The organism is Epibacterium ulvae (assembly GCF_900102795.1).
GTDB classification, from domain to species: Bacteria; Pseudomonadota; Alphaproteobacteria; order Rhodobacterales; family Rhodobacteraceae; genus Epibacterium; species Epibacterium ulvae.
On the sequence record NZ_FMWG01000009.1, the window covers coordinates 20,407 to 36,343 of the forward strand.

Annotated in this window: 17 protein-coding genes; 8 read left to right on the top strand and 9 right to left on the bottom strand. The window is 52.8% G+C overall.

Going from position 1 to position 15,937, the window contains the following annotated elements; genetic code table 11:
* Positions 1-85: 85 nt before the first annotated feature.
* From leuD to BLP79_RS20025, 3 genes are read right to left on the bottom strand one after another with little or no spacing between them, the layout of a single operon-like run.
* Positions 86-691 (bottom strand): 3-isopropylmalate dehydratase small subunit, encoded by a 606-nt coding sequence (leuD, locus tag BLP79_RS13875; RefSeq protein ID WP_090219910.1) that lies wholly within the window; start codon positions 689-691, stop codon positions 86-88.
* A 12-nt stretch (positions 692-703) separates the two neighbouring features.
* Positions 704-2,110 (bottom strand): 3-isopropylmalate dehydratase large subunit, encoded by a 1,407-nt coding sequence (gene leuC / locus BLP79_RS13880; RefSeq protein WP_090219911.1) that lies wholly within the window; start codon positions 2,108-2,110, stop codon positions 704-706.
* 55 nt (positions 2,111-2,165) lie between these two features.
* On the bottom strand, positions 2,166-2,399 hold the full coding sequence (locus tag BLP79_RS20025) for a hypothetical protein (protein WP_232716560.1): 234 nt from the start codon (positions 2,397-2,399) through the stop codon (positions 2,166-2,168).
* Between the two features lie 81 nt (positions 2,400-2,480).
* Between BLP79_RS20025 and rsfS the strand changes: the two genes are divergently transcribed.
* Both rsfS and rlmH read left to right on the top strand, forming a co-directional pair.
* Complete coding sequence (rsfS, locus tag BLP79_RS13890; protein ID WP_090219913.1) at positions 2,481-2,960, top strand: ribosome silencing factor; 480 nt, start codon at positions 2,481-2,483, stop codon at positions 2,958-2,960.
* Between the two features lie 21 nt (positions 2,961-2,981).
* Positions 2,982-3,452 carry a 23S rRNA (pseudouridine(1915)-N(3))-methyltransferase RlmH gene (rlmH, locus tag BLP79_RS13895; protein ID WP_090219915.1) on the top strand — a complete coding sequence of 157 codons (471 nt, stop codon included), beginning with the start codon at positions 2,982-2,984 and terminating at the stop codon, positions 3,450-3,452.
* Here rlmH and BLP79_RS13900 read toward each other — a convergent pair.
* Positions 3,449-3,805, bottom strand: a complete 357-nt coding sequence (locus tag BLP79_RS13900; protein ID WP_090219916.1) for a hypothetical protein — start codon at positions 3,803-3,805, stop codon at positions 3,449-3,451. The genes rlmH and BLP79_RS13900 overlap by 4 nt on opposite strands.
* A 14-nt stretch (positions 3,806-3,819) precedes the next feature.
* Positions 3,820-4,563: a DUF599 domain-containing protein gene (locus tag BLP79_RS13905; RefSeq protein WP_090219917.1), complete on the bottom strand. Its 744-nt coding sequence runs from the start codon at positions 4,561-4,563 to the stop codon at positions 3,820-3,822.
* An 80-nt stretch (positions 4,564-4,643) separates the two neighbouring features.
* Here BLP79_RS13905 and BLP79_RS13910 point away from each other — a divergent pair, with 80 nt between their 5' ends.
* The 5 genes from BLP79_RS13910 to BLP79_RS13930 all read left to right on the top strand — a co-directional run bounded on the left by BLP79_RS13910 (position 4,644) and on the right by BLP79_RS13930 (position 10,010).
* Positions 4,644-6,095: an FAD-linked oxidase C-terminal domain-containing protein gene (locus BLP79_RS13910; protein WP_090219919.1), complete on the top strand. Its 1,452-nt coding sequence runs from the start codon at positions 4,644-4,646 to the stop codon at positions 6,093-6,095.
* Positions 6,092-7,210 carry an FAD-binding protein gene (locus tag BLP79_RS13915; RefSeq protein WP_090219921.1) on the top strand — a complete coding sequence of 373 codons (1,119 nt, stop codon included), beginning with the start codon at positions 6,092-6,094 and terminating at the stop codon, positions 7,208-7,210. Before BLP79_RS13910 ends, BLP79_RS13915 begins: the two co-directional genes overlap by 4 nt.
* A 3-nt stretch (positions 7,211-7,213) precedes the next feature.
* The gene (glcF, locus tag BLP79_RS13920) at positions 7,214-8,536 is read left to right on the top strand and encodes a glycolate oxidase subunit GlcF (protein ID WP_090219924.1); all 1,323 of its coding nucleotides are present in this window, start codon (positions 7,214-7,216) and stop codon (positions 8,534-8,536) included.
* A 91-nt stretch (positions 8,537-8,627) separates the two neighbouring features.
* A complete protein-coding gene (locus BLP79_RS13925) occupies positions 8,628-9,413 on the top strand; it encodes a trypsin-like serine peptidase (protein WP_090220137.1) in 786 nt (261 codons plus the stop codon).
* A gap of 132 nt (positions 9,414-9,545) precedes the next feature.
* Positions 9,546-10,010 (top strand): Hsp20 family protein, encoded by a 465-nt coding sequence (locus BLP79_RS13930; protein ID WP_090219926.1) that lies wholly within the window; start codon positions 9,546-9,548, stop codon positions 10,008-10,010.
* Positions 10,011-10,091: 81 nt separating this feature from the next.
* Here BLP79_RS13930 and BLP79_RS13935 read toward each other — a convergent pair whose 3' ends face one another.
* On the bottom strand, positions 10,092-10,478 hold the full coding sequence (locus BLP79_RS13935) for a winged helix-turn-helix transcriptional regulator (protein WP_090219928.1): 387 nt from the start codon (positions 10,476-10,478) through the stop codon (positions 10,092-10,094).
* A 96-nt stretch (positions 10,479-10,574) separates the two neighbouring features.
* Here BLP79_RS13935 and BLP79_RS13940 point away from each other — a divergent pair, with 96 nt between their 5' ends.
* A complete protein-coding gene (locus tag BLP79_RS13940) occupies positions 10,575-11,588 on the top strand; it encodes a zinc-binding alcohol dehydrogenase family protein (RefSeq protein ID WP_090219930.1) in 1,014 nt (337 codons plus the stop codon).
* A gap of 62 nt (positions 11,589-11,650) precedes the next feature.
* On the opposite strand, the gene BLP79_RS13945 is transcribed toward BLP79_RS13940, so the two are convergent.
* The 3 genes from BLP79_RS13945 to BLP79_RS13955 form a co-directional block, all read right to left on the bottom strand.
* Positions 11,651-13,837, bottom strand: coding sequence for an esterase-like activity of phytase family protein (locus BLP79_RS13945; protein WP_090219932.1), 2,187 nt, complete (start codon positions 13,835-13,837; stop codon positions 11,651-11,653).
* Positions 13,838-13,938: 101 nt separating this feature from the next.
* The gene (locus BLP79_RS13950) at positions 13,939-14,187 is read right to left on the bottom strand and encodes a hypothetical protein (protein WP_090219933.1); all 249 of its coding nucleotides are present in this window, start codon (positions 14,185-14,187) and stop codon (positions 13,939-13,941) included.
* A 59-nt stretch (positions 14,188-14,246) separates the two neighbouring features.
* On the bottom strand, positions 14,247-15,719 hold the full coding sequence (locus tag BLP79_RS13955; protein ID WP_090219935.1) for an NAD-dependent succinate-semialdehyde dehydrogenase: 1,473 nt from the start codon (positions 15,717-15,719) through the stop codon (positions 14,247-14,249).
* Between the last annotated feature and the right edge of the window lie 218 nt (positions 15,720-15,937).

The window sequence follows — 15,937 nt, forward strand, 5'->3', positions numbered from 1 at the left end:
CCAACAGAGGGCAGAGTGTTTGATTCTAAAAGAAAAACGGCCACCTTCGTAGGGTGGCCGCTCTAGAGGTCGCAAAAGCGTGCTCTTAGACCCAGGGGCGGGCTTGAGCTGCCTGTTCTTCGAATGTCTTGATCGTGTCGGATTTTGCCATCGTCAGCGCAATGTCATCCAGACCTTCCAAGAGGCACTGTTTCTTAAACGGATCTACATCGAACGTGATGACGTCGCCATCTGATGTCGTGATCTCTTGTGCGTCCAGATCTACGGTCATTCGGGCGTTTTCACCTTTTTCCGCATCTGCCATCAGCAGATCGACCTGCTCTTGTGGTAGAACCACCGGCAGGATGCCGTTCTTGAAGCAATTGTTGAAGAAGATGTCCGCAAAAGAGGTGGACACCACACATTTGATACCAAAATCAGCAATCGCCCAAGGCGCGTGTTCGCGTGATGAGCCACAGCCAAAGTTGTCACCTGCAATCAGGATCTCAGTCTTGCGATATTGCGGTTTGTTCAGCACAAAATCTTCGATTTCAGTGCCGTCGCGGTTGTAACGCATCTCATCAAACAGGTTCACGCCAAAGCCAGTGCGCTTGATGGATTTCAAGAACACTTTAGGGATGATCATGTCTGTATCGATATTCACCAGCGGCATGGGCGCCGCGATACCGGTCAGTTTGGTATACTTTTCCATAGTCCGGGCTCCTTAAATCAATTCACGAATGTCTGTCAGCTTGCCTGTCAGAGCAGCCGCTGCAGCCATTGCAGGGGAGACAAGGTGTGTACGACCTTTATAGCCTTGACGGCCTTCGAAGTTCCGGTTGGATGTCGCTGCGCAGCGCTCTCCCTCGGATAGTTGGTCCGGGTTCATCGCCAGGCACATGGAACAACCCGCCATCCGCCATTCAAAACCGGCGTCTTGGAAGATCTCGGCCAGGCCTTCGTCTTCGGCTTGGGCACGGACCAGACCAGAACCGGGCACAATCATTGCGCGCATGCCGTCTTTGATCTTTTTGCCTTTGACCACATCAGCCACAGCGCGCAGGTCTTCGATACGACCGTTTGTGCAAGAGCCAATAAAGACAGTGTCGATTTCGATGTCGGTCAATTTCTGACCAGGCGTCAGGCCCATGTATTCAATCGAACGGCGTGCTGCTTCGATTTTACCGCCTTCAAAATCTTCAGGATTTGGAACGGTTGCGGTGATTGGCAGCACATCCTCAGGAGAGGTACCCCATGTCACAACAGGCTGGATGTCTTCACCACGCAGGGTGACGACTTTGTCAAAATGCGCGCCCTCATCAGTAAAGAGGGTCTTCCACCAGTCCATCGCGGCTTCCCACTGTGCGCCTTTAGGTGCATGGGCACGACCATTGACATATTTATATGTGGTTTCATCAGGTGCGATAAGACCTGCACGTGCACCACCTTCGATGGCCATGTTACAAACGGTCATACGGCCTTCCATAGAGAGCGACTGGATCGCTTCCCCACAGTATTCAATCACATAACCAGTACCACCGCCGGTGCCAGTTTCACCGATGATCGCCAAGGTCACATCTTTTGCGGTGACACCGGGATTCAGTTTGCCGGTGATTTCCACCTTCATGTTTTTGGATTTTTTCTGGATCAAGGTCTGGGTCGCCAGAACGTGTTCCACCTCAGAGGTGCCGATGCCGTGCGCCAGCGCGCCAAATGCGCCGTGGGTCGCAGTGTGGCTGTCACCACAGACAACTGTCATGCCGGGCAGGGTCCAGCCCTGCTCGGGGCCAACGATGTGCACGATGCCCTGACGGATGTCTGAAACAGGATAGTAATGCACGCCAAATTCCTTGGCATTTTTATCCAGTGCTTCCACCTGAATGCGGCTTTCCTCGGTCATTGTAGCCGGGTCTGCGCGATCCAAAGTGGTCGGGACGTTGTGATCTGGCACCGCGATTGTTTTATCAGGCGCGTGAACCTTGCGACCGGCCAGACGCAGGCCTTCAAAAGCCTGTGGGCTGGTCACTTCATGGACCAGATGGCGGTCAATATAGAGCAGGCAAGTGCCGTCTTCTGCTTCGTGCGCAACATGCGCATCCCAGATTTTGTCGTAGAGTGTTTTGGGGGACATGTGTCCTCTCCCCTTGATGTAGTATCCGTGCTGGCGAAGGGCTGGGCAAACACCGTTATAGGCGTGCCAGAACCGTGCGGGCTGCACCATAGAACCGTTCGCGCAGACGCGCGCGGTCTTGCAGTTCAATGTGCTGTGCCAAGTCAAAGGTCATGGAGGTCAGATACAGTTGACAGCTGATGCAATCAAGGCTTTGCCGTTGAATTGATGCAGTTGCGTAGATTGAGCCGCGATCAGGCTTGTAAAATCCGGCCCGTCTGGAGGGTTTTACCTTTTCGCGCGGTGCCAAGTGGTGCACATAGTTGATCCGATTCGCAGGGTCGCGGTTTGCTTTTATTGATGCGGGCTGCAAAATCTGCTACGATTACCTATGCCAGCGCCGGGTTTGCGGCGCGTCACAACGGAGGACTTTGTCCTGTCACCCCATACCGACGTGGCCAACAAAAATGGCCATACTTTGGCTGTAAAAGCCACTTCAGAACAGCCAACCAGCGATGCGCTCTTGGCTCGTATCCTTTCTTCCCTTGATGACGACAAAGCCGAAGATGTCGTGCAGATTGATCTGCGGGGCAAATCTTCGATCGGGGACCATATGGTTGTCGCGTCTGGTCGTTCGTCCCGTCAGGTGGCCTCTATGGCAGAAAAACTGCTTGGCCGTTTGAAAGATGAATATGGCATCGTCTGTAAAATCGAAGGCAAGGATTCGGGAGACTGGGTGCTGGTAGACTCCGGCGATGTGATCGTGCATCTTTTCCGCCCAGAAGTGCGTGAGTTCTACCAGATCGAAAAGATGTGGTTGTCTGGCGGCACGACCCCAGCTGAATCTGCGCCGACCCCATCGGCGGACTGATCCAAGTCGTAAGAGGCCCCTATGCGCATTCATATCTGTGCCGTGGGGCGCTTGCGGGCTGGTCCTGAAAAGTCTTTGATTGACGACTATCTTACGCGTTTTGATCGGACCGGACGTAGTCTGGGTCTTGGACCCGCGCGCATTATAGAAGTCGAAGATAAGAAAAACGCGGGCATGGGGGCAGAGGCAACCTTGCTGCGAAAGGCGTTTCCCAAAGGTGCGCTGATTTGCACCTTGGATGAGCGCGGCAAAGTTATCAGTTCACCTGATTTCTCCAAAAAGCTTGCAGACTGGCGTGATACTGGACAGCAGGATGTCGTTTTTGTCATCGGCGGTGCCGACGGAATAGATGCCAGCCTGCGCGCTGAGGCTGATTTCTCGATCTCATTTGGTAAAATGGTTTGGCCGCATATGATGGTACGTCTGATGCTTTCTGAACAGTTGTACAGGGCCGCCACAATTCAATCCGGCGGCCCCTATCATCGCGTTTAGGGAAGCGTAAAGACAACAACAGTTTCTGTGGCCCAGCCATCCAGATTGTCACGCGCCTGAATTTGCACCTGATCCGCACCTTTGGGGATGTCGATGCCTGATTGCGATCGGGTGAAGGGCTGTTCATTGACGTGTGGATGGTGCAACACGCGCGTTGCCAAAACATTGCCTTCCATATCAAGAACGCGCCAGCCATCTGCGTAGTGATCCCATCCCGTATCAGGGTGGCTCAATGTGACGCTAAATGTCCAGGCCGCGCCATTTTTCTGAGCTTGGACGCCTTCGATCTTTGGCGCATCGGCCAAAATGGGTGTTGCGCATAGGGCGAACAGGGGGAAGAGTATTTTTTTCATAAGAATGATTTACCTTACTCAGAACGTGCGCTGTGCTCACGTTTTGGTGTGTCGCTGTGTTGGGCAGGGAGATCCAGCAGAAATTCACGAGAGCGAGAAACGAACTCCCGTCTGTATAGAACGGCAAGGGTGATCACGACTGCGATCATCAGTGGAATAGGGCCAAGCAGCCATGCTGTTGCTGTGAGGGCGAAATAGGTCGCGCGCATGCCTCGGTTAAAGCTGCGCGCTGCAGTTATGTTTAGCTCCGCAGCCTGTGTTGCACGGGGGTAGGAGAGCGCATCAGCAGGATCGTTTGGCACCGAAGCCATCATCACTGAGCAATAGCCAAAAATGCGATGGGCCCAGACGAACTTTAGAAAAGCGTTGCTGAGAATGAGAAGTATAATCAGGAGTTTGACCTCCCAGACAAAGGCAGGTGCGTTGTCTTGGATGAGATCCCGCGCAACCCCTGCCAATTGTTCGGTATTGCCAATTAATGCAAGCCCGCCGCCAATCGCAATCATTGAGGTTGAAGCGAAAAAAGCCGTGCCCTGACGCAACTGGCTGATCAGCTGTGCATCAAAGATACGAGGATCCCGTGTCACCATCTGGTACATCCAGTCCCGACGGAAATCCGCCATCAAGACCGACACAGATGGGCGTTCAGGGTGAGGGTTCTCAATACGCCATCCCATCCACATCCACCCGCCAATAAGCAGAGTGAGTGCGGCGAGATCAATGAACGAAAACTGCGAGAGTTGATGCGCTATAGTCATGCGCGCACTCTAGAATGGGTTTTGGGGACTTGCTAGTCTGGAAAAATTGGTCATATTTTATAACCAAAGGAGAAACCATCATGCAAATGCCGACCCCGGATACACATATATTGGACCGGAAAGCGACGATTGCCGCGCGGTTGCGTCAGGTTTTACCCGTGGATGCTGTTGTGACTGAACCGTCAGAAACGCGCGCCTATGAGTGTGACGCTCTTACTGCTTATCGTTGCCCGCCTTTGTTGGTGGTTTTGCCAGAAACCACCAAAGAGGTGTCTGCAGTCTTGCGGATTTGCTACGAAGAAGGTGTTCCAGTGGTTCCGCGCGGTGCAGGAACGTCGCTGGCAGGCGGTGCGCTGCCGACCGCGGATTGTGTCATCTTGGGCGTTGCTAAGATGAATGATGTGCTTGAAACGGATTATGACAATCGGTTTATACGGGTGCAGACGGGGCGCACCAATCTTAGCGTGACCGGCGCGGTTGAGGAGGCTGGCTTTTTTTATGCACCAGACCCATCCAGCCAATTGGCCTGTGCAATTGCTGGCAACATTGCTATGAATTCAGGCGGGGCACATTGCCTGAAATATGGGGTGACAACCAACAATCTGATGGGCGTCACCATGGTGATGATGGATGGTGAGATTGTCGAAATTGGCGGGGCGCATCTGGATGCTGCAGGATTAGACCTTTTAGGGGTCATCTGTGGATCAGAAGGTCAGTTAGGCGTCGTAACCGAGGCAACACTGCGCATCTTACACAAACCTGAAGGCGCGCGCCCGATCCTGATTGGATTTGACAGCAACGAAGTCGCCGGCGCCTGTGTCAGCGACATTATCAAAGCAGGGGTTTTACCCGTCGCAATCGAATTTATGGATCGCCCCTGTATTGAAGCTTGCGAAGCGTTTGCACAGGCGGGGTATCCAATGTGTGAAGCGCTTTTGATTGTTGAGGTGGAAGGCAGTGAGGCGGAGATCTCTCATCAGCTTGGATTGATTTCCGAGATCGCTGGCCGCCACAATCCTGTTGAATTGCGCGAAGCAACAGATAGCGATGAAGCGGCCCGGATCTGGTTGGGACGTAAATCTGCCTTTGGCGCGATGGGTCAGATCAACGACTACATGTGCCTGGACGGTACGATTCCGGTTTCCACCTTGCCTGAAGTCTTGCGCAAAATTGGGGAGTTATCGGCGCAGTATGGTCTGAAGGTTGCAAACGTCTTTCACGCAGGTGATGGCAATATGCATCCTCTGATTTTGTTTGATGCGAATAAACCGGGTGATCTTGAACTTTGTGAAGCAATGGGCGCGGATGTTCTGAAACTTTGTGTCGAAGTTGGAGGCTGCCTGACGGGCGAACACGGCGTTGGTGTCGAAAAGCGGGACTTGATGACTGCGCAATACACATCTGAGGATTTGGAAGCGCAGCTAAATGTGAAAGATGTGTTCGATCCTAAATGGTTGCTGAACCCAGCCAAAGTCTTCCCATTGGAGGTAACCACGCCCCGCCGCAGCAGAGTGTTAGAGCAAAGAACATGACGATGTATCAGCCCAATTCCGAACAAGACCTAGCCGATCTGTTGCGTGACGCGGATGCGCCCCTTGCGGTACAAGGGGGCGCGACAAGAGGGGTCAATATTGCGGGGGCACCGCTTAGCACGTGTGCTCTGAACGGGGTGCGGCTTTATGAACCTGGCGCGCTTACCCTTGTTGCAGGTGCTGGAACGCCTTTGCCTGAAGTCGAGGTCCTCTTGGCCGCCGAAAACCAGCGTCTTGCGTTTGAACCTTCAGATCTACGGGGACTTCTGGGCACAGACGGCATACCAACCCTTGGCGGTGCAATTGCGACGAATACGTCTGGGCCACGTCGTATTCAATCCGGGGCCGCGCGTGATTTTCTGCTTGGCGTGCGCTTTGTCGATGGAATGGGGCAGATCATCAAAAATGGTGGTCGCGTTATGAAGAATGTAACCGGCTACGATCTGGTGAAATTGATGGCCGGATCACATGGCACGCTTGGGGTGTTGAGCGAGGTCAGCCTGAAAGTGCTCCCCTCCCCAGAATGTAGCGGCACCCTGATTTGGGAGAATTTGGATTGGCAGGCGTCTTTGGCGATTTTCAGTGCCGCTTTGAATTCTCCTTATGATGTGACAGGCGCGGCGCGGCTTCCAGCATTTGGAGAGAGGCCGGCCCAGACCCTTATCCGGGTTGAGGGATTTGAGGCTTCTGTTTCATATCGCCTTTCAGAGCTCAGCGGGCACCTAAAGACGATTGCGCAGTCCGCTGAGATGACGATGGATGTGGTGCGAAATGCCCAGTTGTGGCGTTCTGTACGTGATGTTGAACCCTTTGTTGGGAAAGAGGGAGATCTGTGGCGCAGTTCGATCAAACCGGGGAATATGCCAGCCTTTGTTGCCGCGCTGGACGGTGAACATATGATCGATTGGGCCGGAGGGCTGATCTGGAGCCTTGTGCCCAAGGGGAGAGATGTACGCGCAGCCCTAAACGGTTTTGGGGGGCATTGCACGTTGTTGCGTGGCGCCCATCATCTCTTGCGGTTTCAGCCAGAACCTGCACCCCTTGCGGCATTATCCGCGGGACTAAGGAAAAAATTCGATCCTCGGGGGATCTTGAACGTGGGATTGATGGGATAGATTATGCAAACGAATTTCACAGCAGAACAGTTGAAAGATCCCAAGCTCCAGCGCGCCAATGACATTCTGAGGTCTTGTGTGCACTGTGGATTTTGTACGGCAACTTGCCCAACCTATCAGGTCTTGGGAGATGAGCTGGATAGCCCGCGCGGGCGGATTTATCTGATCAAAGATATGTTGGAAAACAACCGTGTTCCCGACGCGAAGACAGTGAAGCATATTGACCGCTGTCTTGGGTGTCTGGCCTGTATGACAACCTGTCCCTCTGGTGTTCACTATATGCATCTTGTGGATCAGGCCCGCGCCTATATCAATGATCGCTACAAACGTCCGGTGTCAGAGCGGGTTTTACGATCCGTTCTGGCCCAGGTGTTGCCCTATCCCAAACGGTTTCGGCTTGCGCTTTTGGCTGCAAAGGTCGCGCGCCCTTTTCGCGCGCTTTTGCCAGATGCGCGCCTGCGGGCGATGGTGGATATGGCCCCTAAAGTGATCCCGCCTGTTAGCCGAAATGATGACCCGCAAAGCTTTGCGCCGGATACGTCAAAGTTAAAGCGGGTGGCTTTGATGACAGGCTGCGCGCAGCGGGCTTTGAATACGGATATCAACGACGCAACATTGCGCGTGCTGCGGCGCTTTGGATGCGAAGTTGTGGTGGCCGAAGGCGCAGGCTGCTGTGGTGCCTTAACCCATCACATGGGCCGCGAGGATCAGGCCAAAGAGACGGCGGCGCGGAACATTCGCGCCTGGTGTGCTGAGATGGACGCCGGTGGGTTGGACGCGATTGTTATCAACACTTCTGGCTGTGGTACTACGGTGAAAGACTATGGGCATATGTTCAAAGATACGCCGCTTGCTGCGGATGCGGCCCGTGTCGCGGACTGTGCCATGGATGTGAGCGAGCTACTCGCCACGTTAGATCTGCCGCACGGGGAGGGATCAGAACCACTTACAGTGGCTTATCATTCCGCCTGTTCTTTGCAGCATGGACAGAAGATCAAAACCTTACCAAAAGACTTGCTGCGACAGGTTGGATATCAGGTTGCTGAACCCAAAGATCCGCATCTGTGCTGTGGCTCGGCGGGAACCTATAATTTGGTGCAGCCAGAGATTTCAGCGGAGTTAAAGACCCGCAAGATCAAAACACTTGAAGCTGTAACGCCAGATGTCATTGCTGCGGGTAACATTGGATGCATGATGCAAATTTCATCTGGTTCCGCTGTCCCTGTGGTCCATACGGTGGAATTGTTGGATTGGGCGACTGGCGGGCCGAAACCGCCAGCACTGTCGCAAAGCAAGCATACGCCGACGGTCCCCATTCTTAGGTGAACCTGCCGCAATTTTGCCTTATCTCCTAAATAAACCTATCAAAATATAACTACAGGAGATTGGGGTGAAATTACTAAAAGGCCTGCTGTTCATGTTGCTTTTGCCCCATGGTGCAATGGCGCAAGACAGTCCTTTGACGCGGCTTGATACACTAGATGCCGGGCGCGCTTGGGAAGCGGTGGGTCGTCTGGATCTTGGCGGGAAAGGCATCTGTACAGGTGCGCTGATCGCGCCAGATCTTGTGCTTACAGCTGCGCATTGTTTGTTTGATCCAGATGTGAATGAACCTATTGACCCAACACGGATCGAGTTCCTAGCCGGGTGGCGCAATGGCCGTGCATCTGCGTACCGGTCTGTTCGCCGTGCGGTTCTGCATCCGTCTTATGTCTATGAGGATGAGGTCTCCTCGTCACGGGTGCGCAATGATATTGCCTTGCTTGAACTGCAGCGCCCTATTCGCAACACGACCGTTGTTCCCTTTGAAACGGATGCACGTCCGCGCAAGGGGGCTAAGATTGGTGTGGTTTCTTATGCGCATGATCGGGCCGAGGCTCCTTCGTTGCAAGAAGTCTGCGCCGTTCTTGCCCGTCAAAAAGGTGTTTTGATCATGTCTTGTGATGTGGATTTCGGAGCCTCAGGCGCGCCTGTGTTTTCGTTTGAAGGGGACGAGCCGAAGATTGTGTCTGTTGTGTCTGCAAAAGCAGAAGTTCGTGGTGAGCAGGTTGCGCTGGGCGCACGTTTGGCGGAAGAGTTGGACGTGTTGCGGGCACAGCTAGGCCAGTCCGGGCAGGGACATCGGCTGCCTTCGGGGGTGCGTCGGGTTCAGGTGGGGGATGGCAATCAGACGGGCGCAAAGTTTTTACGCCCGTTGAATTAGGCAGAACTCTTGAACGTCTTTTCATGATGCATATGTAAATTTCGTCAGGACGCCGAAGATCGGGTCCAACGACATAAACCGCCTGTCCGATTGGAAGGCACCTTTACAGATCGCTCATGAATGAGGATGACTATGCGTACTTTTGATTTTACCCCGCTGCACCGCGCCACCATCGGTTTTGATCAGATCGCTGATCTTATGGATCGGGCGCTGAGCACGGATGGAACACAGCCAAGCTATCCCCCTTACAATATTGAAAAGACCGCAGCAGATGCCTATCGGATTTCGATTGCAGTTGCAGGGTTTTCTGAGACGGACCTAAGCGTTGAAGTCAAAGAAAATGCACTCGTTGTTGCGGCAAAGAAAGCTGAAGACGACAAGGAACGCAACTTTTTGCACCGGGGTATTGCCACCCGCGCGTTTGAGCGGCGCTTTACACTTGCCGACCACGTGCGCGTTGTCGGAGCAAGCCACCAAGATGGCATGTTGCATATCGAACTACAGCGCGAAATCCCAGAGGCGCTCAAACCGCGCCGGATTGCAATTTCGTCAGGAGAAGTGGGGCAACCAAAACTAAATGCAAAAGCGGTGAATTAGTTCTGCTTTCGTAGTTTTGATACTCGTCACAGATGTTCAAAGCCCGCCGCTTGGCGGGCTTTTTGTGTGCTCGTACATGTTTCAGGCCAGATCTGTATCAGATTCGGCTTTCTCTTGAGCGGGTTTGCCAAAACGATTTAAATTCGCATCGCCCCATATTTTAAGGGCTTCTAAAATTGGACTTAACCCGCGTCCAAGGTCAGTCAGACTGTATTCCACTTTGGGGGGCACCTGCGGATAAACTTTCCGGTTGATCAACCCATCTTGTTCCAATTCGCGCAGCTGATTGGTCATCGTCCGTTGGGTGATATTGGGTATTCTCCGACGCAGCTCGCTAAAGCGCAGAGTACCATCAATGTGCAGATGCCAGAGCAGGATCGATTTCCATTTGCCGCCAATTAAGCTGACGGTTGCTTCGACTGCACATCCCGGAGAACAGTCAAAACGAGAATGTTTGGCTTTCGCCATCCGGTATCCTTTTCGACACTATAGGCAAAGGTTGTCTGTATGATGTTTTTTAGAGGGTATCCTATGTCTTCGCTTGGAGCAATCAGGAGATCGGTTATGAAGGCTGTCGGATATTATGAATCGGGTGAAGTTGATCGGGAAGAAGCGTTACTAGATCTGGAACTGCCACGTCCCAATGCGGTTGGGCATGATCTATTGGTTCAGGTGCAGGCTGTGTCAGTAAACCCAGTGGATACCAAAATTCGTGCCATGCGCCCTGCGTCCGAAGGGGAAGCTGCCGTTCTTGGATGGGATGCCGTTGGTACTGTTGTGGCGCTTGGGGATCAGGTGACGGGGTTTGAAGTGGGCGAACAGGTTTGGTATGCGGGAGCGATTGATCGCCCTGGCACCAACGCTGAATATCATCTGGTTGATGCGCGCATTGTGGGGCATGCGCCTAAAACCGCGAGTCTGGCCGAGGCGGCTGCTTTGCCACTTACCACACTGACCGCATGGGAGATGTTGTTTGACCGCTTGCGCGTTGACACACCTGTTCCAGGTGCGGCCCCTGCAGTGCTGATCATTGGTGGCGCTGGTGGTGTGGGATCGATCGCAATCCAGCTTTTGCGGGCCAAGACAGATCTGACGATTATCGCGACGGCATCGCGGCCTGAGACGCAGGCCTGGGTGAAAGAACTTGGCGCACACCACGTTATTGATCATCGCGCGCCATTGGATCAGCAAGTGGCTGATCATGGTATCGGAGCGCCGGGGTTTGTGTTTTCAACCACTCATAGCGATCACTACGTTGAACAGGTGGCGGAATTAATTGCACCGCAAGGACGGTTTGGGTTGATTGATGATCCGCAGTCTTTCAACATCCTGCCGCTTAAACACAAGGCGGTGTCATTGCATTGGGAGTTCATGTACACACGTTCGCTTTTTGGAACAGCTGATATCGCAGAGCAGGGGAAGATCCTCAATGAAACCGCTGCTTTGGTTGATGCGCACAAGATAAAATCAACGGTGACGGACAGCTTTGGTGTGATCAATGCTGCAAACCTTTTAGACGCGCATCGTCTGATCGAGAGCGGTACCGCCAAAGGGAAACTGGTTCTAGAAGGATTTTGAGCCAAGAAATGAAAATGCGCGGCCCCAATGAGGCCGCGCGCGATTGTTAACTCGGGTTACAATCAGGAGTGCTGATCGTTGACTTTACCGATTGAGAAAAACATCGTTTCGCCTGAGCTGTCATCAACGCCGTCATTGTCGGTTGAGATAAATGCGGTGCCATCGTTCAAAATTGCCATGCCTTCAATTTTGTCAAGAACATAACCGCCGGTGGATGTCAGATCTGGGAGCAAGTCGCGTACCAGTTCTTTTGACACCACGGGCAAGTCACCGCCCAATGCTGCAGGAACCATATCAGCAGCTGGGATGCGGTAGACCTTTTTGGTTACGGCGCGGTCATCATGCTGGTTGTCGCGTTCAATCACGTAGAAATATTCTCCGTGTGCCTGAATTTCGGACAGGCCAACCCAACCTTTTGTAGGTTCTGCTTTGGGATAGTGTACCGCGCCCCATTCTTGGGTCTCAAGGTTATAAGCGACCAGTTTGACGTGGTTTGCAGGATCGTCTTTCCACTCACGCTGAATAGCCATCCACAGGGTGTCACCCACTTTGGTAATGCCTTCAAAGCCAAAGCGTTTTTCGACTGACATCAGTTCCGCAGGCAGTCCGATTTCACCCTTTTTGGCTTTCAACAGCCCGTCTTTGTTCACGTGATAAATCGCATGTGGCACAACGCGGTCTGTACGACCTTCCGAGGCAAGGTAAAAGCCGCCCTTGCCGTCCAGCGTGATGCCTTCCAGATCCAGCTTTTGTGCGGGTTGACCGTTTTGGCGATGGATGCGGATCACATCCACAATACGGGCGGGTGTCTGGCTGGGATCGATCTTGAAGATCGAAGGCTGGAAGCCATAAAAACTGTCATTCACAGCATAGATCATGCCATCGTCATCTGCGACCATGCCGGAAATTGCACCCCAGCCGATCAGTTCATCTGCGCCTTCCGACGTCAGATGAGGATAAGAAGGAGCTGCATTCTGGAACTCATACATCATGACGTGGGCGCGGGGGCCTTTGTCTTCAATCAGGTCTTTTTCATTGGCCGAGATCAGCAGATTGCGCTCAGGGATGACCGCATAACCCTCTGGACCAACACCAGATGGCAACAGTTGTTTCAGGACCGGCTTGGCAGGATCGGTGACGTCATAGACACCGACGACAGAGGCACGTTCCGCACCAACAAACACATAGGGTGTACCGTTGAACTCGCCAAATGTGACGCTTTCAGGCTCAACGCCTTTGCTGTCTGAACGCTTATCGGGATAGTGGCCGATTTGGACGATAGCATGTTCAAAATCAGTACCGCTTTCGTAAACTACGGTGCCGTTTTTGTTAAAGATGGTCCAACCACGAGAACCGCCTTCGTAGTCGCCTTCATTTGCGGTCGCAAAGTGATTGTCATCAATCCAGGTAACAGCATCAGGTTCGCGTTTGCGGCCCTTTTGGCTTTCGGTAAAGATCAGCGCGCCGCGTTCATCCGTGGCGTCGATGTTTTCTAGATCAACAGCGCCGGCCGAAAAGTGATTGAGCACTGTGCCGTCTTTGGAGATCACAACCAGATGGTTGTTTTCTTGCAGGGTTACGACAGTTTCACCCAGGCTGTTGATAGAAACATATTCGGGCTCAGGATCGTTTGGAGCAATGTCAGCCAGACCTGTCAGCGAGACCATTTTCAAGCTTGCGCAATCCAGGCCATCTTTGGCTGTGTTGATCAAGACCAGATTGCCGGCAGGCAATTGTGGGATCAGGCCATCATTCAGATCCTCATCGCGCTCGTTCTCAATCGCGACCGCGATAAAAGCGCCGTCTTTTGATTTCGCGATTGAATCGGGCTGCCCGCCGAGATCACAAGCGGCCTGTTCTGCGCCTGTTGCGGTATCAATCGCTTTGAGCAATCCAGAAGGTGCTGTGTAGCTTTCAGAGGTGTTTACACCCACATATGCGGTGGAGCCAACAATCGCGACTGAGGTGGGTTCACCGCCAAGGTCAATATTACCCTTGGGAGCCGGGTTTGATGGGTCACTGATGTCAATAAGACCCAGCGCGCCCAATGGGCTGTCTGTGTAGGCTAGGGTCATGCCATCTGCGGTGGCATCGATAATTTCAGGTGAGCTTTCACGTTCGCTGTCTTCGCCCGCGGCCATATTTTTGATGACGGGGAAAGAGGCGATACGGTTAAAGTTCATTTCTGCCGAGGCCTGAACAGCAGTCAGGGCTAAGGCAGACGTCAGGCAGATAAAGCGCGCGGACATCAGGGGTACTCCCGGTTTGTTTGTTTGGCGGGAGAGAACACTAGCGTGTTCACATGGATGTGACGGTTTTGTTTCTGTTTTGTGACGGTGGTGCCGGGTGGCTATTCCGCTTTATCAGAAGGCGTTTGAGGTATTCCGAGTAAGCGCTGAAAATAGCTTTCAGCGGAATAGTGTTTCGCTTTAGATAATATCTCTTCGATAATTCGGTCAGCCGAATGCCCGTTTCGTATCATATTTGGAACGTTGTGTACGATATCAGCCATAGCACGCGCTTTTTTGAGATTTTTCGTTGCTCTGATCTCGATAAAGATGATGTGGAGAATATAATGGAAATCGGGGTCAAGTTTCATAATTTCGTGCCTTAAAGCCCGCTGCCCCAATCTGAGCTGCGGCAGCGGGCTAGATTTGTTTAGACCGACATGCAGATGTATTTCATCTCCAGAAACTCTTCGATCCCGTGGTGGCTGCCCTCGCGGCCCAGACCGGATTGTTTGATGCCACCAAAGGGTGCCACTTCCGTTGAGATGAGACCGGTATTTACGCCAACAATACCATATTCCAGTGCTTCGGCGACTTTATAAACCCGGCTTAGGTCTTTGGCATAAAAGTAGGAGGCCAAGCCAAAGATGGTGTCATTGGCAAGGGCGATGACCTCATCTTCGTCCTCGAATTTGAACAAAGGCGCAAGAGGTCCAAAGGTCTCTTCGGTTGAGAACGCCATGTCTGTGGTGGCCCCTGTCACGATGGTTGGCTCAAAGAACGTGCCGCCCAGTTCGGAAGGATTGCCGCCCAAGATGATCTCGCCGCCTTTGGCTGTTGCGTCTGTCAGATGCGATTTGACTTTTTCCATTGCTTTGGCATTGATCAGAGGACCAAACACGGTACCGTCCTCAAAGCCATCGCCCACTTTCATATCTGCAACGCGTGCTTTCAGTTTCTCTGCAAAGGCATCATAGACACCCGCCTGAACATAGATCCGGTTGGCACATACGCAGGTTTGGCCATTGTTGCGGAATTTGCACATGATTGCGCCTTCAACGGCGGCATCAAGATCTGCATCATCAAAAACAATAAAAGGTGCGTTCCCGCCCAGCTCCATCGAGCATTTTTTGACCTGGCCCGCCGCTTGTTGCAGCAAAATACGCCCCACAGCTGTGGATCCCGTAAAGGTGATTTTGCGTACTGTGGGGTTTTCACAGAATTCTTTGCCGGTTTCGGATGCGTCGGATGTGGTTACAACGCTGAACACACCACTGGGCAGGCCAGCGCGTTCGGCGAGCACTGCAAGAGCTGTGGCAGAGAGCGGGGTCAGTTCCGCAGGCCGCGCAACAAAGGCGCACCCAGCAGCCAGCGCTGGGCCAGCTTTGCGGGTGATCATCGCATTTGGAAAGTTCCATGGGGTGATGGACGCAGCTACACCAATCGGCTGTTTGATCACTGTAATGCGTTTGTCGCGTTGGTGGCCTGGGATGGTTTCACCATAGATCCGTTTGGCTTCTTCAGCGAAATATTCAAGGAAGGACGCGCCATATGCAATCTCGCCACGCGACTCGGTAAGAGGTTTTCCCATTTCAGCAGTCAGGATCAGGGCCAGATCTTCTTGATTTTCCATAATCAAGTTGAACCAGTTACGCAGAACGGCACTGCGTTCTTTACCGGTCCAAGTCGCCCATTCTTTTTGTGCTGTTTCAGCGGATGCAATGGCCGCAGCCACGTCCGCGCGTGTGAGATCAGTCACCTGTGCAACCACATCGCCACGTGCTGGATTGATCACATCGAATGTGTTTTGTGTGCTGATAAATTCACCGCCAACATAGGCACGTGTTTCAAGCAGGCTGGGATCTGCCAGCATGGATTTTAAGTCTGTGGTTGTATCAAGCATCGAGATTCTCCAAAGGCGTCTTGCGCCATCCAAAGCAGGTGCCGAACCCTATGTCGAGCGGATTGAATAAGTCCAGTTTTGAAGCCATTTGTTTCGAAGTGGTGAACAGGTGCCGAACCGACAAGAATGCATTGGCTTGCTGTTCTTATTACTGAAAGGTGAGAGGGGTTTGAGACGACTGGGTGATACATTCCCCAATGGAAAAGACATCAATATCA